Genomic DNA, 18850 nt, shown 5'->3' on the forward strand with positions numbered 1-18850 from the left:
CGTCTAACGCTGGCCGGGACCGGGATTAGGTTGCTGCGCGAGGTCTTCGTGCAGACCGAAGGCGGCCGAATCGTCGTGTCGGGTGCTCTCGACGTTTTTGCGCTTGTCCCGCATGCGCTCGTTCGGGGCGGGCGAGGCCACGTCCTCGCCGGCGGCCGTGCGCTGGTTCGAGAAGCGTTCGCCGCCACCGATGTTGTCGGCACCGCCGCTGGTGGTGGGCCGCGTGCCGTCGCCGCTGCCCGCGATGCTGGGTTGGGTCATGGAATGCTCCTTTTCAAGCACCTCAACCTAAACAGCGCGCTGCGGCGTGCTTGTAGGAACCGGTGCCGTCACTGTGCGCGGCACTGTTGCGCTGCCGTCTGCGCTCTCCTCAGGCCGTGTCATCGATGGGGCCGACAGGCGGCACGCCCTCGTCCTCGCCGCCGGTACGCGGGCCGGAGCGTTCGTCGGGCACCATGCGCACGAGTTCGGCGCATCCGTCCTCGAAGGCGTCGAGCCACAGGTCGTAGGCCATCGGGCTGGCGGACAGCTCGATCCATTCCGAGGCATCGGCGCCTTGCTCGTGCAGGACCCAATGAAAGTTTCCCGCGCCCACCTCCTCGACGAATACGGCGATGCGTCGAAGCGGGTCATTTCAAATTCTTGGCCAGGTACCGGCGCACCTAAGCGTTGTCCTTGCCCGCGGCGGGCGGGGCAGACTGCTTGGCGGCGCTCGCGGCGCTCGCGGCGGGCGCGGGGTCATGACCGCGCTCGCCCGGGTCTCCCGAAGGCTTCTTGGCCTCGCGGCCGATGCGACTGCCGTCCGCGGGCGTGTCGATGCCCGCCTCGCCATTCTGATCAACGTTCACAGGCGACATCGACTTGCGTGTGGACATGTTCAACCCTTGGCCTTGTACTGATCGCGCAGATCACGGATCTGATCGTGGTTGCGCTGGGCGCCCTCGGCCTGGCGCTCGACCAGCGTGCGCACCGCAGGCGGCAGTTCGGACTTCAGCGCCTTGCGATAGCGGGCGACGGCTGCATCCTCGCCACGCTCGCATTCCTCGAGCATGGACAGCGCGCTGTCCGCGCCCAGCGTTCCCTTGACGTGAACCCAGCCGCGATGCAGCGCCCCGCTGGCGGTGCCGCCCGTGTCGGTCTCTCCGCCGAGCGAGCGGATCAGCGTCGCCAGTTCGGCGGCTGCCTCTGCGCACTGGGCTGACCGGCTCGCGAAGACCTGCTTGACCTGTGCGTCGTCGACCTCGTCCGCGCAGGCACGGAAACCGTACTCGCCATCGCGGGAGTTTTCGAGCAGGTCGGACAGGATCGAAACGACTTCGTCGTTGGTGCGAGTGGCGGTGGTCATGGTGCTGTTGCTCCTGGTCGGTTGGTGGTTGGAAAAAGGAGGCGTGAACATCCCGCGTCGGTCGTTGGAGGCGTGTAGGCAAGGGCCGCGCGCGCCCGTCATGGCGAAGCCATGAGATGCACTCGGCTGGACGTTTGGCTTACGCACAGAGTGGCGGGCTGCCGTCCGACGTGCCCAGGACAGGCCCCTGCTTAAACCCCTCGAACTGTGCCTCACCACCCGAACAACCGGTCCCGCGAGCCATCGCGAACAACGCAAAAAGGTCCCCGATGAGCCATAGCCATGCCCCGGATCCGCCCACTCCTGCGAACACGGGCCCATCGCGCCACATCGTTTCGCTGAAAGTGAATGGTCAGACGGAGACGCTTGACCTTGAGGCCTGGGTCAGCCTGTTGGACCTGCTGCGCGATCGGCTTGGCCTGACGGGCACCAAGAAGGGCTGCGATCATGGGCAGTGCGGTGCCTGTACCGTGCTTGTCGATGGGCGTCGCATCAATGCCTGCCTGCGGCTCGCCGCCATGTGCGAGGGCGCGGAGATCACGACGATCGAGGGTGTGGGGCAAGGTTCGACGCTGCACCCCCTGCAGCAGGCGTTCATCGACCACGACGCGCTCCAGTGCGGCTACTGCACGCCCGGCCAGATCTGTTCCGCGATGGGGCTGCGCAACGAGGGCCAGGCCTCGAGCGCCGATGAGGTGCGGGAACTGATGAGCGGCAACCTGTGCCGCTGCGGCGCCTACCCGCAGATCGTGGCCGCTGTTTCCGAGGTGGTGCTTCAGGTGCAGGAACGATGAATCCCTTCACCCTCATCTCTCCCCCGAGCATCGAGCGGGCATTGCACGAGTTCGCGCCCGGCAGCCAATGGATCGCTGGCGGCACCAATGTTCTCGATCTGATGAAGGAAGGCGTGGCGCGGCCCGGCAGGCTGATCGACATCACCGGGCTGGGGCTGGACCGCATCGAGACCACGGAGGGTGGCGGTCTGCGCCTCGGCGCGCTGGCGCCCAACGCCGACACCGCCTGGCACCCGCTGGTGCGGGAGGGCTACCCGTTGCTGAGCGCGGCGATTCTCGCCGGCGCCTCGCCGCAGATCCGCAACATGGCGACCAACGGTGGCAACCTGCTGCAACGCACCCGCTGCGTCTACTTCTACGACCTGGGTGCACCCTGCAACAAGCGCGAACCCGGCACCGGCTGTCCAGCCATCGGCGGTCTCAGCCGCCAGCATGCGGTGCTGGGTGCGAGCGAGCGTTGCATCGCCACGCACCCGTCCGATATGTGCGTGGCGCTCGCCGCGCTCGATGCCGTGGTGCATGTGCGTTCGGCCGCGGGCGCACGGGCGATTCCCTTCGGGGAGTTTCATCGGCTGCCGGGCGATGACCCGCAGCGCGATTCCACGCTCGAGGACGGCGAGCTTGTCGTGCACATCGAACTGCCCCCGGCGAAACGGTTCGCGAATCACAGCGCTTACATCAAGGTGCGCGACCGCGCTTCTTATGCCTTCGCGCTGGTATCCGTGGCGGCGGCGCTTGAGTTTGACGCCGCCGGCGCGATCGGCGCGGTGCGGGTCGCGCTGGGCGGCGTGGCCCACAAGCCCTGGCGGAGAACCGACACCGAGGCGGTGCTGGTCGGGCAGCGCCCGTCCGACGCTCTCTTCGAGGCGGCCGCCGACTTGCTGCTCGAAGGCGCGACCTCGCAAGGACAGAACGGATTCAAGATCACCATGGCACGACGCGCGATCACAAGAGCCCTTTCCACCGCGACGGCGGGAACGCCGCGCGCCGGACGCAACGACGGCCCGGGCCGCCCCGACCTGAAGGAGCCGCGATGACGCGCATACCTCAGGCGTGCCGCATGCCGGTGGCCGAACCTGGCACGGGCGACGTGCGCATCGGCGAGCCGGTCTCGCGCATCGACGGCCGGGCCAAGGTCACAGGCGAGGCGCGCTACGCGGCGGAACACCCGGCCGAAGGCTTGGTGCACGGGATGGTCGTGAACAGCACCATTGCCAAGGGCCGCATCGTGCGCATCGATGCGAGCCGGGCACTCGCGGTGGACGGTGTGCTGGACGTGCTCACGCACGAGCGGCGCCCTCACGCTCGCTCGCTCGGCATCTTCTACAAGGACATGACCTCGCCGGGGGGCACGCCCTTCAAGCCGCTGCACGACGCGCAGATCCGCTACAGCGGCCAGCCCGTGGCCCTGGTGCTGGCCGAGAGCTTCGAGGTCGCGCGTCATGCGGCCCGGCTGATCGAGGTCGAGTGCGTCGTCGAACCGCACCAGACCGGCTTGCTCGACCACACCGATCGCGCCCGCAAGCCGAGCCGCCTGAAAGCCGGATATTCGCCACCGCCCGAAGAGAAAGGCAATGCGCAGGCCGCATTCGAGGCCGCGCCGGTCAAGATCGCATCGGACTACTACAGCGGCGTCGAGCACCACAACCCGATGGAGATGTTCGCCACCACCGTGATCCGCGGCGAGGACGGCCACTTCACGGTCTACGACAAGACCCAGAGTTCGCAGAACAGCCGTTGGTATCTGTCGCGCGTCTTCGGGCTTTCCAAGAAGAAACTGACGGTGCGCAATCCGTACGTCGGTGGCGCCTTCGGCTCTGCACTGCGGCCGCAGTACCAACTCTTCCTCGCGATGATGGCTGCGCTGCACCTGAAACGCTCGGTGCGGGTCGTGCTCACGCGTCAGCAGATGTTCACCTTCGGCCATCGCCCCGAGACGCTGCAGCGAGTCCAACTCGCTGCCGAGCGTGAGGGCACGCTGCGCGCCATACGGCATACCGCGATCGCCGAGACCTCGCGCTTCGAGGACTACGTGGAAGTTGTGGTCAACTGGTCGGGACAGCTCTACCGCTGCGACAACATCCAGCTCGACTACAAGGTGGTGCCGCTCGACCAGTACAGTCCGATCGACATGCGCGCACCCGGTGCGGCGCATGGCGTGCACGCGCTCGAGGTGGCGATGGACGAGCTGGCGCACAAGTTGCGCATGGATCCGCTGGCGCTGCGGCTGCACAACTACGCCGAGCGCAACCCGATGGACGACATGCCCTACTCGACCAAGGAACTGCGCGCCTGCTACGAGCAGGGCGCACGCCGCTTCGGCTGGGAACGCCGTGCACCGCTGCCGCGCGCCACGCGCGCGGGCCACGAGTGGGTGGGCTGGGGCATGGCGACCGGCACCTGGGATGCGCTGCAGATGTTCGCGCGCGCCCGGGCGGTACTGAAGCCCGATGGCCACTTGGTGGTGAGCAGCGCCGCGACCGACATCGGCACCGGCACCTACACGGTCATGGCCATGATCGCGGCGGCGGCAATGGGACTACCGCTCGAGCGCGTGCGCTTCGAACTCGGCGACTCCACGCTGCCGGTGGCGCCCATCGAGGGCGGCTCCTCGCATGTGACCACGGTGGGGTCGGCGGTGCAGGGCGTTTGCGACAAGCTCAAACGCCGGCTGTTCCGGCTCGCGCGCGGTATCGCGGGATCGCCCCTGGCCCGGGCGAAGTTCTCCGAGGTGGAATTCGCCGATGGCACGATCCGGCTGGTGAATGCGCCGTCGACGAGTGTGGCGTTCGAGGCCGTGCTCGCCGCGAACGGCGCCCGTCCGGTCGAGGACAAGTATCTGTTGCTGCCGAGCATGCTCAAGCAGCGCAAGTACGTTCGCGCCACGCACTCGGCGGTGTTCTGCGAGGTGAAGGTCGACGAGGAACTCGGCACGGTGCGGGTGACACGCGTGGTCAGCGCGATCGCCGCAGGCCGGATCATGAGCGCGAAGACCGCGCGCAGCCAGGTGACCGGCGCCGTCGTCTGGGGCATCAGCCAGGCCCTGCACGAAGAGACGCATTCGGATCACCGGCTGGGCCGCTTCATGAACCACAGCTTTGCCGAATACCACGTGGCGGTGAACGCGGACATCCACGACATCGACGTGATCTTCGTGCAGGAGGATGACCGCGTGGTCAGCGAACTGGGCGCCAAGGGCGTCGGCGAGATCGGGATCGTCGGCGTGGCCGCCGCCGTCAGCAATGCAATCTTTCACGCGACCGGAAAGCGCATTCGCAGCACACCCATGACACCCGAAAAAGTCATGCGCTGACCCTCTGCAGAGACGATTTAGGCCAGGAGCGACCTTCGATCCGGCACGTGCAGCAAGGGAAATCTTGTTGCCTGACGCGGGCTTTCGTTAAGATCGGCGCCCGCCGAGGGTCGAGTATGCCAATGGATTTTTTGAGACGGATCGAGGATTGCCAGTTCCCGCTGGCGCTACATGACGAAGCTGACATCCGCAACGCGATCGTCCTTGAAGCCGCCGGGCTGATCGAGGCACAGCTTCCACCGGTTGGCGTGCCTTTGACCGAAGGCGCATCGGTCATCTACCGTGTGACAGCTGAGGGTAGAGCCGCCCTGGCCAAGGCAAAACGCTCGGGATAGTAGAAAAGTGCGCCAGGGCGGTGCTGTCACGGGCACCGGGCCAACCGGGTCAACCGGGTCAGGCAGACGCTGTCAGCTCCGCCATCAGTTCTTCCTTGCGCGTTGCGAGCAACTCACGCATGGTCACGAGATCGAGGCCCTTGGCCGCGCGCGCCTTGGGGAACATCTCGTTGCGCTCTTCCTTGACGTGGTGGTCAATGTACTCGCCCAGGACCTTGACCTTGGCGTCGAACATCTCGTCGATCTCCGCGGCGTCCTGGATCTGGGCGATCAGGTCCTTGGCGCTCGCGTGCTCGACCTCGGCCTCGTCGAGGAGGTCGGTCTCTTTCAGGGCCTCGCGCAACGCGGGGTAGAAGATCTCTTCCTCGATCTGTGTGTGCACGGTGAGTTCGGCGCAGATCTGCTGGGCAAGGTCTCGCTTTTTGCTGGCGGCGCTGGCGGCCTTCGAGCCCGCGAGTTCCTCGTAGGCCGTAAACATCTTCTTCACGTTCTTGTGGTCGGTGTCGAGCAGGCTGCACGCATCGGGTTCGGCGCGTTTGGTAGTCATGGAGTAGCTCCTGATTGATTCGTGGGAGCCGTAAGTTCAGCCAAGGCTCGTGAATGTCTCGTAGGCGCGTTGCGCATCGCGTCGAAGGAACTGCTCCGACGATCCGACGGCTAGCGCAGCTAGCGCGTGTTGCGGGTGCGGGGCGTCGGCTTCGAGGAGCGCAGGCCCTGATCGACCTCGCCAAATGGGCGGCACCATTTCCTACAGGGTGAGGTTGCGATCGCCGATCCGCGGCCATGTCTGGCCGAGAGACACAGGAGTCGATCCGTGCGCCGACATCAAGCTCATGCGCGCTGTGGCGGCCTTTTTCCATCCCTTCCTCACAGGAGATTTCTCATGGCACTCACTTCAACCGGCACCCCCGTCTCCACCAGCAACGTCATCTCGTCGGAGCGCGTCGAGGGAACGGCCGTCTACAACACCGCGGGCGACAAGCTCGGCACCATCGATGACTTGATGATCGACAAGCTCAGCGGGCAGGTCCAGTACGCCGTCATGGAGTTTGGCGGTTTCCTGGGCATCGGGACGGACCGCTATCCGATTCCGTGGTCCGTCCTGAAGTACGACACCTCGCAAGGAGGCTATGTCGTGCCGATCGACAAGGCCGCGATCGAAGGTGCTCCGCGCTATGCCTCGGATAGCGTGCCGGACTACGACGACGTCTACAGCAGCTCGATCAACAAGTACTACGGTCTTTGAGCGGCGAGCGCGAAGGAAGCGACCGTGGCGTCCGATCCGAAGGTCATCGAAGGGATCGACGCCTGGTGGCGCGCGGCCAACTACCTGTCCGTGGGCCAGATCTACCTGCTGGACAACCCACTGCTGCGCGAGCCTCTGACCCTTGCGCACATCAAGCCGCGGCTGCTGGGTCATTGGGGCACGACCCCCGGTCTGAATTTCATCTACGCGCACATGAACCGCGCGATCGTGGCGCGAGAGATCGATGCGATCTTCATCGCAGGGCCTGGGCACGGCGGACCGGGCGTTGTCGCGAACACCTACCTCGAGGGGACCTACAGCGAGGTGTATCCGCACGTCGGCCGCGACGCGCAGGGCATGCGCCGGCTGTTCAAGCAGTTCTCCTTTCCCGGCGGCATCCCGAGCCATGTGGCCGCCGAAACGCCGGGTTCCATCCACGAAGGTGGGGAGCTGGGCTACTCGCTGCTGCACGCCTATGGCGCGGTCTTCGACAACCCCGATCTGCTGGCATGTTGTGTGATCGGGGACGGGGAGGCCGAAACGGGTGCGCTGGCCGCCAGTTGGCACTCGAGCAAGTTTCTCAATCCGAAGCGCGACGGCGCGGTGCTGCCGATCCTGCATCTGAATGGCTACAAGATCGCGGGGCCGACGGTACTGGCACGCATCGGCGACGAAGAGCTCTCCGCGCTGCTGCGAGGCTGCGGTTATGCACCACGCTTCGTCTCCGGCACGGAGCCGGCGGCAATGCACCGCGAGATGATCGCTGCGCTCGATGCCTCGCTCGATGAGATTGCAGACATCCAGCGCGAGGCGCGCGGCGGTGGCGCGGCGGCGCGACGGCGTCCGTGGCCCGTGCTCGTGCTGCGTTCTCCCAAGGGATGGACCGGCCCCAGAGAGGTGGACGGGATCCCCGTGGAGGGAACGCAGCGCGCGCACCAAGTGCCGCTTGCCGGATTCCCAGAGCATCCCGAGCGCATCGAACAGCTCGAGGCATGGATGCGCAGCTACCGGCCACAAGAGTTGTTCGACGCCGATGGTGCTCTGCGTGGCGAGATCGCGGCACTGGCGCCTCGCGGCACGAGGCGGATGAGCGCCAGCCCGCATGCGAATGGCGGCCTTCTGCTGAAGGAGCTGCGCATGCCGGACTTTCGCGACCATGCCGTGGAGGTGCCCGTGCCCGGCGCCGTCGATGCCGAGGCCACCCGTGTGACGGGCGAGTTCTTGCGGGAGGTCATGCGGCTGAACCAGGCCCAGGCCAACTTCCGGCTCATGGGACCCGATGAAACGAGTTCCAATCGCCTCGGTGCCGTCTTCGACGTGACGGACCGGATGTCGACGGCGCGGATTCTTCCGGGTGACGACCACGTAAGTCCCGAGGGGCGCGTCATGGAAGTGTTGAGCGAGCACATGTGCCAGGGCTGGCTCGAAGGCTACCTGCTCACCGGCAGGCATGGATTCTTCTCGTGTTACGAGGCCTTTATCCATATCGTCGACTCGATGTTCAACCAGCACGCCAAGTGGCTCAAGGTGTCGCGCGAGATCGGCTGGCGCCGGCCGATCGCCTCCCTCAATTACCTGCTGACCAGCCACGTCTGGCAGCAGGACCACAACGGTTTCAGCCACCAGGACCCAGGTTTCATCGATCACGTGGCGAGCAAGAAGTCGCGGGTGGTCCGCATCTACCTGCCCCCGGATGCGAACACGCTGCTGTCGGTAACGGACCACTGCTTGCGCAGTCGTGACTACGTCAACGTGATCGTCGCGGGAAAGCCGCCGCAGCCCCAGTGGCTGGACATGGAGGCAGCCATCCGGCATTGCAGCGTCGGCGCGGGCATCTGGTGCTGGGCCAGCAGCGACGAGGGCGAATCCCCGGACGTGGTGCTGGCCTGTGCCGGCGATGTCCCCACGCTGGAAACCCTGGCGGCGGTCGAGCTCTTGCGCGAGCATTTGCCGCAACTGCGAGTGCGCGTGGTCAACGTGGTGGACCTGCTGGCGCTCCAGTCACCGACGGAACACCCGCACGGGCTGTCCGACGCTGTCTTCGACTCCCTGTTCACGAGCGACCGGCCTGTGATCTTCGCCTTTCATGGGTATCCCTGGCTGATCCACCAACTGATCTACAAGCGCGCGAATCACGGCAACTTCCATGTGCACGGCTATCGGGAAGAAGGGACGACGACCACGCCTTTCGACATGACCGTGCTCAACCGGATCGATCGCTTCAGCCTCGCGTCCGATGCGATCGACCGGGTGCAACGGCTGCGCGAGCAGGCGGGTCATTTGCAGCAGCGGTTGCGCGACCGCTTGCTCGATCACCGTGCGTATGTGCGGGAGCACGGGATCGACATGCCCGAGATCGCCCAGTGGCGCTGGGGCTCGGGCGGCTCCACACCGCGCATGAGTTGAACGAGGTTCGCCACCATGTCCGTGCACGCCGTCGAGAACGCCGACACCGGAAAGACCGCCACGCTCTATCGCATGGTGATGCCCGAGCATGTCTGTCCCTATGGCCTGAAGGCCCGCTTCCTTTTGCGACGCAAGGGGTACCGCGTCGACGATCGGTGGCTGCATACGCGCGATCAGACCAAAGCCTTCAAGGCCGAGCAGCATGTTCAGACCACGCCGCAGATCTTCATCGACGGCCGCAGGATCGGCGGCTACGACGATCTGCGACGTCACTTCGGTCTCGCGGTGCGAGACCCGGACGCGCCTTCGTACCGGCCAGTGCTGGCGGTGTTTCTGGTGGCACTGCTGATGGCCGGTGCCAGCCTGCTGGCGGCGGGTCGACCCGTGTTCAGCTCGCAACTGGTGTCTGCGTTCGTCGCGTTCAGCATGTGCATCCTGGCGCTGCTCAAGCTGCAGGACGTCGAGAGCTTCTCCACCATGTTCCTCAACTACGACCTGCTGGCCAGGCGTTGGGTGGTTTATGCCTACATCTATCCGTTCGCCGAATTGCTGGCGGGCGTGCTGATGGCGAGCGGCAGGCTGCAGCGGGTCTGGGTGCCTTTGGCGCTCGTCGTCGGAAGCATCGGTGCGGTATCGGTCATCAAGGCGGTCTATATCGATCGACGCGAGCTCAAGTGCGCGTGCGTGGGCGGCAGCAGCAATGTGCCGTTGGGCTTCGTCTCATTGACGGAGAGCCTGGCGATGGTGGCGATGAGCGTGTGGGCGTTGGCGGCTCATGGCGCGCAGTGGATGCCTTGACAGAAGGATGACGCAGCGGCAGCTCGAGGGTGGGTCGGCTGCTTTCATGGAAGGAGATTCCCGTGATTCAAGCCAATGAATGGATGATGCTCGGCGAGCGAACGAGGAGCGCGCGATGATCCGCAAGCTCGCCTCGGGGCAGTACCGCCTCTATGCCCGAAAAGTCGATCCGAAGACCGGAAAGCGGCGAAACCTCGGTACCTTCGACTCCCGCGAAGCGGCACAGCAGCACGAGCGGGAGGTGCAGTACTTCAAGCGCCGCGGATGAGCATTGGCCATCCTGGAACGAAGGGTTGGGCCTGGACGCATGGCAACGCCGGGCGGTTGCTCGAGAACGGCGATGAGTTCTTTCCGCGTGTCTTCGAGGCCATCGGCCAGGCGCGCCGCTTCGTTGCCGTGGAGACCTTCATCCTCGAAGAGGACAAGGTGGGCATGGCGCTGGCCGGCTGCTTGTGCAGTTGCGCGGAGCGAGGCGTGCAAACCGTCTTGTCGATCGACGGGTTCGGCTCCGCTCGACTCTCCTGCGCGTTCGTCAAGCGGCTCTCGGATGCAGGCGTCGCGGTGAACATGTATGACCCCGGGCGGTCCTTGTTCGGCCAGCAGCTCAATCTTCTGCGCCGAATGCACCGCAAGCTCGTGGTCGTCGACGAGACCGTGGCCTTCGTCGGCGGGATCAACTTCTGCGCGGACCAGTTGCTGGGTTTCGGAGAGTTGGCCAAGCAGGACTACGCCGTGGAGTTGCACGGTCCCATCGTGCGGGATGTGCGAGATTTCATGCGAGGCGCGGTGGGCGCCGACATCCCCGCGGCCGAATCCACTACGCCGCAAGCGGGGTCAGGGTCCGCGGCCGTGCTGTTCGTCCCGCGCGACGACAAGGCGTCGCCCGACGGTATCGAAGCGATTTATCGGCAGGCAATTCGCTCGGCACGTGCACGGGTGTGCATCGCGAATGCCTACTTCTTTCCGGGCTATCGCCTGTTTCGCGATCTCTGCCAGGCGGCTCGGCGCGGCGTCCACGTCCAGTTGTTCTTGCAAGGCATGCCCGACATGAAATCGGTGCGTTTCGCGACCCGCTTCCTGTATGCCCATTTGCTGGATGCTGGGGTGGAGGTACTCGAGTATTGCGCCCGCCCCATGCACGGCAAGATCGCGATCGTGGACGACGCGTGGAGCACGGTCGGGTCGAGCAACCTCGATCCGCTGAGCCTCGCGCTCAACATGGAAGCCAACGTGGTGGTACTCAGCGAAGAACTCAATGCGCAGATCGCGGGGGCCATGGCGAAGCTGCAGGGCGAGTGTCGCCTCGTGGCACGTGACGAGCTACCTGTCTGGAGCCGATGGCCGCCGTTGGGCAGCTTCGTTGTCTTCCATATGCTGCGATGGGTGTCGCGAATCGGAGAGTGGCTGCCGCGATGGAGCCAGCGGCTTCAACGCCTGGGACATTGAATCTCCCACTTGCCGCCATTGGTGCGTGGGACCTTTCGAGACGGACCGGGTCTGATGCTTCTCATCCTTGAATTTCTTGAAGAGTTCACAGGAGACAAGTTCGGACTCCATGCCCGAAGATCGACAGACGAGCTGATCACCTTCTTCGATGGTGCGATCGTCCTGGCGCAAGAAGGCCGGGACAACCCGTTCGAGCCTTGCGCCGAGCCGAGCGCCTGAGGGACAGGCAGCCGAATACGTGCGACTTTCGCTGTTCAGACGTCGCGCTGAGACGCATGCAGGCGCTTACGATCCGCCCAGGGCGAACTGAAAAAGCTCTTGAAGAAGGTGCAAGCGGATGCCAAAGATGCCGACCTCAAGGACTTGGCCCGCAAGATACTTCCTGTAGTACAGGGGCATCTCCAATATGCCCGGCAGTTGGCCACCTCTGTCGGAAAGTGAGAGAGAGGCGAAGCAACACGCACTCAAAAAGAGAGGGTGATTCGCGAGGCTTGATCATGTCAAGCAGAGGTTGAAAATCCCAAAGCGTGCACGGGATTGGCACGGGCTTTCCAGGCCATGCTGGATGACGAGACGGAAGTGGTGACCGGTTGGAAAGCAAGCTGAATGATGCGATGGGCAAGGCCTCGCCGGCACGGGAGCTTGCCGAGCAGCGTCGCGGGCGGAGCCCGCCAGCTGCGAAAGCTGAGCAAGGCGGGCCTCTCTCGTAGTCGTCCTAGGCCTTGCGTGGCAACGCGATTCGGAGGTCCTCCAGCCAAGCTTTCCATGCGTCCTCGCGCTGCGCGGGATCGCCGCGCAACAGGGCCGAGGGATGGAGCGTCACCAGCACAGGCCTTCCAGTGGGATCCTCCTGCCATCGACCTCGCTCGCGGGTCACTGCCACCGGGCGGCCCAGAAGCGCGCGCGCGGCAGTCGCGCCGAGCGCGAGAAATGAGTGCGGACGTACCAGGTCGATCTCGTCCTCGAGCCAGTGGTGGCAGGCTGCCGCTTCGCGCTGTGCCGGTGTTTTGTGCAGACGGCGTTTGCCTCGTAACTCGAACTTGAAGTGCTTGACCGCGTTGGTGACGTAAAGTTGTTCTCTTCGCCAGCCCAGTTCCTCCAGTGCGCGATCGAAAAGCTTGCCTGCCGGACCCACGAAGGGGTGCCCGTCCCGGTCTTCCTTGTCGCCTGGCTGCTCGCCGACGACCATCACAGCAGGACGCGGCCTTCCCTCACCGCACACCGCTTGCGTGGCTCGGGCGCCAAGCGGGCATTCCCGGCAACGGTCCGTGGCGTGCTTCAAATCGGCGAGCGCCTTCTGGGCGTGCGCGATGGAGAGCCGTGTAGACATGGGGATGCGTTTCCCGGGATCGGTCGCGATCTGAGGCCCGTCACGCCATGTCGGGCTGCCCGTTTGAAGCCATGAGGCCACCGTCCACCGGCAGCGCCACGCCCGAGACGAAGCTCGCGTCGTCGCTGGCCAGGAAGGCCACCACCGCTGCGATCTCCGAGGGGTCGGCGCCGCGCCCCAAGGGAATGCGCTCGCGGAATTTCGCCATCAGCTTTCGATTGCTCTTCATGTCCTCGGTCATCGGCGTGAAGGTCAGGCTCGGGCAGACGGCATTGACGCGCACCCCGTCCTTGCCATGGTCGAGCGCAAGCGCCTTTGTGAAGTTGACGATCGCGCCTTTCGAGGCGTTGTAGAAGCCCATGCCCCAATCGCCGCCGAGTCCGGAGACCGAGCCCGTGTTGACGATGCAGCCGCGGCTCTCGATCAGGTGCGGCATCGCCGCGCGGCAGCCGTGGAACACGCCGCCGATGTTGGTCGCCATGGTCTTGCTCCAGCCATCGAACGGCGCCTCGGTCACTGTGCCCTCGACTGCGATGCCGGCATTGTTGAACAGCACGTGGAGCGCGCCAAAGCGCTTGACGGTGGCCGCGACCAATGCCTGCACCTGCTTGTAGCTCGACACGTCGGCCACCTTCACCAGCGTGCGCTCCGGCGGCAGGTCGGCGGCGACGCGCTCGAGCTTGGCCTTGGTGTCGCCGGCGAGCACGACGCTGGCGCCCTCCTGCGAGAAACGGCGGGCGGTGGCCTCGCCGATGCCGGAACCGGCGCCCGTGACGATGACGACGCGATCGGTGAAACGTTGCATGCTGCTGCTCCTGGACATGGAAGCGCCGCAGCTTGCGCGGTTGAACCGGTTCTCGATGTCGGCGCGCAGCGATTGCGTTGTCGGATGCGAGCCTGCGCACTCTCAATGCTGATACTTGAGCACGCTCAGTTCTCCGCCGGGCTCCAATCGCGCAATGCGCACCTCGGAGAGATCGGAGACGCCTTTTTCGCGAAGCTTGGACATCAGTTCCTCCGTGGTGATGAGTTCGCGGCGCAGCGTCCGGTGCATGATCCGGCCGTGCTTGACCAGCGGCTCGGCCGGTGGCTCAAGAAGGCGCGAGACGGTCGGCGATCGATAGCTGACCCAGTCGAGCGCATAGTTCCACGCGATCAGCGTCGAAATGAGCACGAGCCCATCGCCGATGGTCTTGTAGTCGCCCTGCATGGCATTGCTCGAAGCATCGGCGATCAATACGACGAAGAGCAGGTCCGCCACGCCCAACGACCCGACGTCGCGCCGCAGTAAGAAGCGGAACACGATCAGCAGAAACCAGTAAACGGCGGTACCTCGCAGCACCATTTGCCATGGCGGTGTCTCGAGATGTAGAACATCCAACAGCGAATCCATGAGTTCATCGCGGAAGAAGCTGAGGATGTTTACTCTCCGGGGAGGTTTCAGACGTTGCGTGTAGGCCGGCATGACGCGAGTGCGCCGGATTAATGAGGGGACCGAGCCGGATGCGACAACAGTGTCGGACGAAGCCGCGAATTGGGATGTGGTGCGCTCGCGGCAGTCGCCTCGCAATGAAGAATAGCGATGCTCTTTCTTACCAAGCAGTGAGCCTTTGCCATGCCTTCACGATCCTCAGGTCTGCTCGCACCCGAGCGCGCGGCGGGACAGACAGCACTTCTGATCATCGACATGATCAACTGCTGGGATTTTCCCGATGCTGAGAAGTTGCTGCCTTGCGCCGCGTCGATCGCCCCGTACATCGCAGCATTGAAGGCGCGATGCCGCCGGTCGGGTGTTCCTGTGATCTATGCGAACGACAACCGTGGCCGATGGCGATCGGACTTTCCAGCGTTGGCGCAAGAGGCGTTGCGCCAAGGTGGTCCAGGCGCGGAAATCGCGAGTGCTCTGAAGCCCGACGCCGACGACTACTTCGTGCTGAAGCCCAAGCAGTCGGCATTCTTCGGCACGCCGCTGGAACTGCTGCTGCAGCATTTGAAGGCGAGCCGCCTGATCCTGACCGGTGTCGCCAGCGACCAGTGCGTTCTCGTTACTGCGACCGAGGCCGGCATGCGCGATCTCGCGGTGGTGGTGCCGCGCGACTGCGTGGCATCCCAATCGACGGCCCGCAATGCGCTGGTGCTACGGCAAATCGAAGAGTTTCAGAAGCTGCCCACGACACCCAGCACGCGGTTGCGGCTGATCCCAAATGCGCGCGGTCGGCAAGGACGCAGGCGAGACTGAGCTGCCCGTCTGGCAGCCGCCTGCCTGAAGGATTTGCCGGGAAGCAGTTCTTTGACGGGCAGCCTATAGCGCTCCTGTCTGACCGTCGCCGGCCGTTGCTCGCGGCACCGTCGCCCCATGGCTCCGCTTCGCCACCTTGCCGTCACCGTCCTCCAGGCCAGCGCCAACGCCTTTCGGTGGCGATTGGTGGAGCTCTTGCCAGACGGACAGTGGAGCGTCATCGAAGAGCAGGCTTCTGCGGTGAAGAGCTACAGTGCCGCGATGGCGGCCGGTCTGGTTCGGTTGCAGGGTATGGTCGAAGACTTGAGTGTCGGACCGCGCGAGGAAGAGGCGGATGCGCCTGCAGCAAAAGCGGCTTCGGGCATGTTCGGCTTTGGATTCGGTCTGCCGAAGTAGCCCGCTGCCGCCGTCCGAGTGACTGCATTGGTACGCGTCGACGTCCGACAGGCAGCTCCTGCGCGAGATCGCAAGTTGGATGCCTTCCAGCCATTCTCGAAAGGAAGCGACCATGAGACTTGAACAAGCCAGAAACGACGAGCGCGACGGACGACGGGTCTTTCGCTGGGGTATCGGTGCAGTGATCGTGGTGGTCTTGCTGGTTGTCTTCTACAACGTCATGTCCCACCGCCGCAATGACGCGGCACCCGCGGGTGGCCAGGGCATTTCCCAGCCCGCGCCACAGTCGGCGCCAGCAAGCCCGAACGGTGGCGGTGCTGCAGGCGTTGGAGGGGTCACGGGCAATGGCGGTGGCGGGGGGCAGAGCCAGACCGGTACGCAATAGCCCCGTGTGAGCCGGTGCTCCGCTCATGGGTCGCGCGTTTATTCGCCCGTAGTGGCGCGGCGCAATGCCGATCCTGCGCTACCGCTGGTTCTTCCCATGAAGACGAGAGGCATGCGTTGCGGGCCTTTGATCGTCCCGTTACTTGGGAAGTAGCACTTTGTCGACGACGTGGATCACACCATTCGATTGGTAGACATCAGCGATCGTCACCGTGGCCGTGCCACCCTTCTCATCGGTGATCATGACCTTGCCACCTGCTGACTTGGCGATCAAGTTTCCGCCGGCGGCGGTCTTGAGTGTTGCCGAGCCATTGCCGTCCTTAATCATGTTCATCAGCGCTGCCGCGTCGAGCTTGCCGGGAACTACGTGGTACGTCAAAACCGTGGTGAGGGTACCTTTGTTCTCCGGTTTCAGAAGCGTATCGACGGTGCCGGCTGGAAGGGCCGCAAAGGCGTTGTTGGTCGGTGCAAAGACAGTGAACGGTCCCGGACTCTTGAGCGTGTCCACCAATCCGGCAGCCTTGACGGCCGCGACAAGCGTGGTGTGATCCTTCGAGTTGACGGCGTTGTCCACGATGTCCTTGGCCGCGTACATGGGAGCACCGCCGACCATGACTTGTGCAGTCGCGACCGCGGCGGTTCCGAGCATCGCCATCGCGACAAGGCACGAGGAAAGCAGGCGGGGCAGGGTAAAAGAAAGCATGAATAGCTCCTTGAAGGTGTTGGCCTGAGCAGACTGCAGCAGGTCACTCTTCTACGGATGCCCTGAAAAGGTGGATGAGGATGGTGAGCGCGCCGCATGGGCATGAATCCGGCATCGTGGCGACTGCGTAGCGCGAGCCTGTGCCCTTGGCACTGTCAAGTCCCGCGGTTAGTCCCAGCTGGCTGCTAGCCGGTTCGAACTTTTCCGACAGTACGCTTCTTCTTTTTCCGACCCCGTGGCCCATGACATCGCGCCATGCTTCTCGTACCCAAAAGTGTGACAGCTAACGGGCTTGCGCTCGGCTTCTGCCGGGCGCTTTTCTTTGTGCGGCCTGCGTGTGTCCACGAAGAAAAGAGGAACGACCGGCGGTTGCTGGCCTCCGGGATTTGCTTGGCGAAGCCGATGTGAATGGATTGAACTTGACGCGACGTAGCCTGCCTCTCGAGGCGCTTTGCCGGTGCATAGACGGCGCCCGGGCATGGTGAAAACCCTCGGTAAAAAAATCGCATCCGGTTGAACTTCCGGCCCGTACTCATCCAGAGCCGACGTTCGCGTCGGCGAGTCGTGCCTGCCGAATCCACCATTTACACCGAGGTGATGCCGATGAAATTCTCCCTGCCGCCCGCGAGGGCCTGCGTCTTCGTGCTGACTGCCGTGACCGCCGTGGGTGCCATCGCATCCAGCCACCGCGAGGCGCCGTCGATCGCGGGCATGCCCAAGCTCGATGCCACCGACTTCTACATGTTCCGCAGCTACGAAGCCGGCCGCCAGGACTTCGTGACGCTGATCGCGAACTACCAGCCCGACCAGAGCCCGTACGGCGGCCCGAACTACTTCACCATGGACCCGAACGGCCTGTACGAGATCCACCTCGACACCGACGGCAACGCGGTCGAGGACATCACCTTCCAGTTCAGGTTCAAGAACACGCTGCGCGACATCCAGCTGCCGATCGCGGGCAAGCAGGTGTCGATTCCGCTGGTGCAGGCCGGCGGCATCAGCGGGCCGAACCAGGCCACCAGCAATCTGCGCGAGACCTACACGCTCAACATCGTGCGCGGCGACCGTCGCAAGGGCAAGGTGGAGGCCGTGACCAAGGCCGGCGGCGGCACCGAGTTCGACAAGCCCACCGACAACATCGGCGACAAGACCTTCGGCGGCCCGACCGGCTATGCCAGCTATGCGAACCAGCACCTCTACACGGTCAACATCCCGGGCTGCGCCACGCAGGGCCGCGTGTTCGTCGGCCAGCGCAAGGACCCGTTCAGCGTGGCCCTGGGCCAGGTGTTCGACCTGATCAACCTCAATCCGCTGGGCTCGAGCTCGGCCAACCCCGACGCGCTGGCCGGCAAGAACGTGACGACGCTGGCGCTCGAGGTGCCGATCTCGTGCATCACCACGGCCGGCCAGCCGATCGTGGGTGGCTGGACCACGGCCAGCGTGCGCCAGGGCCGACTGATCGCCAGCCCGCCCAAGAGCGGCCACGGCACCACCGCGATCAACGGTGGCGCCTGGGCCCAGGTCTCGCGCCTGGGCATGCCGCTGGTCAACGAGGTGGTGATCGGCCTGAAGGACAAGGATCGCTTCAACAGCTCCAAGCCGCAGGACGACGCGCAGTTCGCCGACTACGTGACCAACCCGACCCTGCCGGCGCTGGTGCAGACGCTGTTCCAGGCGCCCGCGCCCACGAACTTCCCGCGCACCGACCTGGTCGCGGCCTTCCTCACGGGCGTCGAGGGGGTGAACAAGCCGGCCAACGTCAAGGCCTCGGAGATGCTGCGGCTGAACACCTCGATCGCGCCCACGATCAAGGCGAACCAGAGCAACCTCGGCGTGCTCGGCAACGACCTCGCGGGCTTCCCGAACGGACGCCGGCCGGGCGACGACGTGGTCGATGCCGAACTGCGCGTGGCGATGGGCGTGCTGTGCGTGGCCACCGGTGCCAGCGACACGCTCAAGGTCGGCTGCAAGCCGGCCGACGCGCCCGCGGGTAGTGCCCCTCTGACCGACGGCGCGGCGCAGAGCCCCACGGAGTTCCCCGATGCCTTCCCGTACCTCAACACGCCGCTGCCAGGTTCGACCTCGGCCTCGGCCGCGCGCTGAGGAGGATGCCGG

At 64.9% G+C, this 18850-nt stretch carries 24 protein-coding genes; 15 read left to right on the plus strand and 9 right to left on the minus strand.

Features of this window, described 5'->3' with window-relative positions; genetic code table 11:
* Nucleotides 1-3: 3 nt before the first annotated feature.
* The 4 genes from AC1HIL_RS37200 to AC1HIL_RS37215 all read right to left on the minus strand — a co-directional run bounded on the left by AC1HIL_RS37200 (nucleotide 4) and on the right by AC1HIL_RS37215 (nucleotide 1345).
* On the minus strand, nucleotides 4-261 hold the full coding sequence (locus AC1HIL_RS37200; protein ID WP_057591451.1) for a hypothetical protein: 258 nt from the start codon (nucleotides 259-261) through the stop codon (nucleotides 4-6).
* A 109-nt stretch (nucleotides 262-370) separates the two neighbouring features.
* Nucleotides 371-514: a hypothetical protein gene (locus AC1HIL_RS37205; RefSeq protein ID WP_479672807.1), complete on the minus strand. Its 144-nt coding sequence runs from the start codon at nucleotides 512-514 to the stop codon at nucleotides 371-373.
* Between the two features lie 148 nt (nucleotides 515-662).
* Nucleotides 663-875, minus strand: coding sequence for a hypothetical protein (locus tag AC1HIL_RS37210; protein WP_479668677.1), 213 nt, complete (start codon nucleotides 873-875; stop codon nucleotides 663-665).
* 2 nt (nucleotides 876-877) lie between these two features.
* Nucleotides 878-1345, minus strand: coding sequence for a PA2169 family four-helix-bundle protein (locus AC1HIL_RS37215; protein WP_479668676.1), 468 nt, complete (start codon nucleotides 1343-1345; stop codon nucleotides 878-880).
* A 269-nt stretch (nucleotides 1346-1614) separates the two neighbouring features.
* Between AC1HIL_RS37215 and AC1HIL_RS37220 the strand changes: the two genes are divergently transcribed.
* From AC1HIL_RS37220 to AC1HIL_RS37235, 4 genes are all read left to right on the plus strand, one after another.
* A complete protein-coding gene (locus AC1HIL_RS37220) occupies nucleotides 1615-2139 on the plus strand; it encodes a (2Fe-2S)-binding protein (RefSeq protein ID WP_479668675.1) in 525 nt (174 codons plus the stop codon).
* Nucleotides 2136-3176 (plus strand): FAD binding domain-containing protein, encoded by a 1041-nt coding sequence (locus AC1HIL_RS37225; RefSeq protein WP_479668674.1) that lies wholly within the window; start codon nucleotides 2136-2138, stop codon nucleotides 3174-3176. The genes AC1HIL_RS37220 and AC1HIL_RS37225 overlap by 4 nt, the downstream gene beginning before the upstream one ends.
* Nucleotides 3177-3199: 23 nt before the next feature.
* Nucleotides 3200-5452, plus strand: coding sequence for a xanthine dehydrogenase family protein molybdopterin-binding subunit (locus tag AC1HIL_RS37230; protein WP_479668673.1), 2253 nt, complete (start codon nucleotides 3200-3202; stop codon nucleotides 5450-5452).
* 122 nt (nucleotides 5453-5574) lie between these two features.
* Entirely contained in the window at nucleotides 5575-5787 is a 213-nt protein-coding gene (locus tag AC1HIL_RS37235; RefSeq protein ID WP_261212662.1) for a hypothetical protein, read from the plus strand.
* 58 nt (nucleotides 5788-5845) lie between these two features.
* Here AC1HIL_RS37235 and AC1HIL_RS37240 read toward each other — a convergent pair whose 3' ends face one another.
* Nucleotides 5846-6334 carry a hemerythrin domain-containing protein gene (locus AC1HIL_RS37240; protein WP_057591445.1) on the minus strand — a complete coding sequence of 163 codons (489 nt, stop codon included), beginning with the start codon at nucleotides 6332-6334 and terminating at the stop codon, nucleotides 5846-5848.
* A 336-nt stretch (nucleotides 6335-6670) separates the two neighbouring features.
* Between AC1HIL_RS37240 and AC1HIL_RS37245 the strand changes: the two genes are divergently transcribed.
* The 7 genes from AC1HIL_RS37245 (at nucleotide 6671) to AC1HIL_RS37275 (ending at nucleotide 12124) form a co-directional block, all read left to right on the plus strand.
* On the plus strand, nucleotides 6671-7033 hold the full coding sequence (locus AC1HIL_RS37245; RefSeq protein WP_479668672.1) for a PRC-barrel domain-containing protein: 363 nt from the start codon (nucleotides 6671-6673) through the stop codon (nucleotides 7031-7033).
* A 24-nt stretch (nucleotides 7034-7057) separates the two neighbouring features.
* Nucleotides 7058-9439 (plus strand): phosphoketolase family protein, encoded by a 2382-nt coding sequence (locus tag AC1HIL_RS37250; RefSeq protein WP_479668671.1) that lies wholly within the window; start codon nucleotides 7058-7060, stop codon nucleotides 9437-9439.
* Between the two features lie 15 nt (nucleotides 9440-9454).
* The gene (locus tag AC1HIL_RS37255; protein WP_479668670.1) at nucleotides 9455-10237 is read left to right on the plus strand and encodes a MauE/DoxX family redox-associated membrane protein; all 783 of its coding nucleotides are present in this window, start codon (nucleotides 9455-9457) and stop codon (nucleotides 10235-10237) included.
* A gap of 115 nt (nucleotides 10238-10352) precedes the next feature.
* On the plus strand, nucleotides 10353-10505 hold the full coding sequence (locus AC1HIL_RS37260; RefSeq protein ID WP_172705509.1) for a hypothetical protein: 153 nt from the start codon (nucleotides 10353-10355) through the stop codon (nucleotides 10503-10505).
* The gene (clsB, locus tag AC1HIL_RS37265; protein ID WP_479668669.1) at nucleotides 10502-11683 is read left to right on the plus strand and encodes a cardiolipin synthase ClsB; all 1182 of its coding nucleotides are present in this window, start codon (nucleotides 10502-10504) and stop codon (nucleotides 11681-11683) included. The genes AC1HIL_RS37260 and clsB overlap by 4 nt, the downstream gene beginning before the upstream one ends.
* Nucleotides 11684-11737: 54 nt before the next feature.
* Entirely contained in the window at nucleotides 11738-11902 is a 165-nt protein-coding gene (locus AC1HIL_RS37270) for a hypothetical protein (RefSeq protein WP_479668668.1), read from the plus strand.
* Nucleotides 11903-11989: 87 nt separating this feature from the next.
* Nucleotides 11990-12124 carry a DUF4142 domain-containing protein gene (locus AC1HIL_RS37275; protein ID WP_172705510.1) on the plus strand — a complete coding sequence of 45 codons (135 nt, stop codon included), beginning with the start codon at nucleotides 11990-11992 and terminating at the stop codon, nucleotides 12122-12124.
* 274 nt (nucleotides 12125-12398) lie between these two features.
* Here the strand turns inward: AC1HIL_RS37275 and AC1HIL_RS37280 are convergent, their stop codons facing one another.
* The 3 genes from AC1HIL_RS37280 to AC1HIL_RS37290 all read right to left on the minus strand — a co-directional run bounded on the left by AC1HIL_RS37280 (nucleotide 12399) and on the right by AC1HIL_RS37290 (nucleotide 14478).
* Nucleotides 12399-13013: a UdgX family uracil-DNA binding protein gene (locus tag AC1HIL_RS37280; RefSeq protein ID WP_057591441.1), complete on the minus strand. Its 615-nt coding sequence runs from the start codon at nucleotides 13011-13013 to the stop codon at nucleotides 12399-12401.
* Between the two features lie 40 nt (nucleotides 13014-13053).
* Nucleotides 13054-13818 (minus strand): meso-2,3-butanediol dehydrogenase, encoded by a 765-nt coding sequence (budC, locus tag AC1HIL_RS37285; protein ID WP_479668667.1) that lies wholly within the window; start codon nucleotides 13816-13818, stop codon nucleotides 13054-13056.
* A 102-nt stretch (nucleotides 13819-13920) separates the two neighbouring features.
* Entirely contained in the window at nucleotides 13921-14478 is a 558-nt protein-coding gene (locus AC1HIL_RS37290) for a DUF421 domain-containing protein (protein ID WP_479668666.1), read from the minus strand.
* Nucleotides 14479-14628: 150 nt separating this feature from the next.
* Between AC1HIL_RS37290 and AC1HIL_RS37295 the strand changes: the two genes are divergently transcribed.
* The 3 genes from AC1HIL_RS37295 (at nucleotide 14629) to AC1HIL_RS37305 (ending at nucleotide 16033) form a co-directional block, all read left to right on the plus strand.
* Complete coding sequence (locus tag AC1HIL_RS37295) at nucleotides 14629-15252, plus strand: cysteine hydrolase family protein (RefSeq protein WP_479668665.1); 624 nt, start codon at nucleotides 14629-14631, stop codon at nucleotides 15250-15252.
* A gap of 117 nt (nucleotides 15253-15369) precedes the next feature.
* Nucleotides 15370-15648, plus strand: a complete 279-nt coding sequence (locus AC1HIL_RS37300; RefSeq protein WP_479668664.1) for a hypothetical protein — start codon at nucleotides 15370-15372, stop codon at nucleotides 15646-15648.
* 112 nt (nucleotides 15649-15760) lie between these two features.
* Complete coding sequence (locus tag AC1HIL_RS37305; RefSeq protein WP_216087378.1) at nucleotides 15761-16033, plus strand: hypothetical protein; 273 nt, start codon at nucleotides 15761-15763, stop codon at nucleotides 16031-16033.
* A 138-nt stretch (nucleotides 16034-16171) separates the two neighbouring features.
* On the opposite strand, the gene AC1HIL_RS37310 is transcribed toward AC1HIL_RS37305, so the two are convergent.
* Nucleotides 16172-16687: a fasciclin domain-containing protein gene (locus tag AC1HIL_RS37310; protein WP_261212828.1), complete on the minus strand. Its 516-nt coding sequence runs from the start codon at nucleotides 16685-16687 to the stop codon at nucleotides 16172-16174.
* Between the two features lie 651 nt (nucleotides 16688-17338).
* Between AC1HIL_RS37310 and AC1HIL_RS37315 the strand changes: the two genes are divergently transcribed.
* Nucleotides 17339-18838 (plus strand): DUF4331 domain-containing protein, encoded by a 1500-nt coding sequence (locus AC1HIL_RS37315; RefSeq protein ID WP_479668663.1) that lies wholly within the window; start codon nucleotides 17339-17341, stop codon nucleotides 18836-18838.
* The last annotated feature ends 12 nt before the right edge of the window (nucleotides 18839-18850 follow it).

The sequence above is a fragment of the Variovorax sp. ISS6 genome (genome assembly GCF_056523145.1).

Excerpts from the sequence above, each read along its gene's own strand:
- AC1HIL_RS37200 (WP_057591451.1), bottom strand. The coding sequence starts at position 261 with ATGACCCAACCCAGCATCGCGGGCAGCGGCGACGGCACGCGGCCCACC.
- AC1HIL_RS37205 (WP_479672807.1), bottom strand. The coding sequence starts at position 514 with ATGGCCTACGACCTGTGGCTCGACGCCTTCGAGGACGGATGCGCCGAA.
- AC1HIL_RS37210 (WP_479668677.1), bottom strand. The coding sequence starts at position 875 with ATGTCCACACGCAAGTCGATGTCGCCTGTGAACGTTGATCAGAATGGC.
- AC1HIL_RS37215 (WP_479668676.1), bottom strand. The coding sequence starts at position 1,345 with ATGACCACCGCCACTCGCACCAACGACGAAGTCGTTTCGATCCTGTCC.
- AC1HIL_RS37220 (WP_479668675.1), top strand. The coding sequence starts at position 1,615 with ATGAGCCATAGCCATGCCCCGGATCCGCCCACTCCTGCGAACACGGGC.
- AC1HIL_RS37225 (WP_479668674.1), top strand. The coding sequence starts at position 2,136 with ATGAATCCCTTCACCCTCATCTCTCCCCCGAGCATCGAGCGGGCATTG.
- AC1HIL_RS37230 (WP_479668673.1), top strand. The coding sequence starts at position 3,200 with ATGCCGGTGGCCGAACCTGGCACGGGCGACGTGCGCATCGGCGAGCCG.
- AC1HIL_RS37235 (WP_261212662.1), top strand. The coding sequence starts at position 5,575 with ATGGATTTTTTGAGACGGATCGAGGATTGCCAGTTCCCGCTGGCGCTA.
- AC1HIL_RS37240 (WP_057591445.1), bottom strand. The coding sequence starts at position 6,334 with ATGACTACCAAACGCGCCGAACCCGATGCGTGCAGCCTGCTCGACACC.
- AC1HIL_RS37245 (WP_479668672.1), top strand. The coding sequence starts at position 6,671 with ATGGCACTCACTTCAACCGGCACCCCCGTCTCCACCAGCAACGTCATC.
- AC1HIL_RS37255 (WP_479668670.1), top strand. The coding sequence starts at position 9,455 with ATGTCCGTGCACGCCGTCGAGAACGCCGACACCGGAAAGACCGCCACG.
- AC1HIL_RS37260 (WP_172705509.1), top strand. The coding sequence starts at position 10,353 with ATGATCCGCAAGCTCGCCTCGGGGCAGTACCGCCTCTATGCCCGAAAA.
- clsB (WP_479668669.1), top strand. The coding sequence starts at position 10,502 with ATGAGCATTGGCCATCCTGGAACGAAGGGTTGGGCCTGGACGCATGGC.
- AC1HIL_RS37270 (WP_479668668.1), top strand. The coding sequence starts at position 11,738 with ATGCTTCTCATCCTTGAATTTCTTGAAGAGTTCACAGGAGACAAGTTC.
- AC1HIL_RS37280 (WP_057591441.1), bottom strand. The coding sequence starts at position 13,013 with ATGTCTACACGGCTCTCCATCGCGCACGCCCAGAAGGCGCTCGCCGAT.
- budC (WP_479668667.1), bottom strand. The coding sequence starts at position 13,818 with ATGCAACGTTTCACCGATCGCGTCGTCATCGTCACGGGCGCCGGTTCC.
- AC1HIL_RS37290 (WP_479668666.1), bottom strand. The coding sequence starts at position 14,478 with ATGCCGGCCTACACGCAACGTCTGAAACCTCCCCGGAGAGTAAACATC.
- AC1HIL_RS37295 (WP_479668665.1), top strand. The coding sequence starts at position 14,629 with ATGCCTTCACGATCCTCAGGTCTGCTCGCACCCGAGCGCGCGGCGGGA.
- AC1HIL_RS37300 (WP_479668664.1), top strand. The coding sequence starts at position 15,370 with ATGGCTCCGCTTCGCCACCTTGCCGTCACCGTCCTCCAGGCCAGCGCC.
- AC1HIL_RS37305 (WP_216087378.1), top strand. The coding sequence starts at position 15,761 with ATGAGACTTGAACAAGCCAGAAACGACGAGCGCGACGGACGACGGGTC.
- AC1HIL_RS37310 (WP_261212828.1), bottom strand. The coding sequence starts at position 16,687 with ATGGCGATGCTCGGAACCGCCGCGGTCGCGACTGCACAAGTCATGGTC.
- AC1HIL_RS37315 (WP_479668663.1), top strand. The coding sequence starts at position 17,339 with ATGAAATTCTCCCTGCCGCCCGCGAGGGCCTGCGTCTTCGTGCTGACT.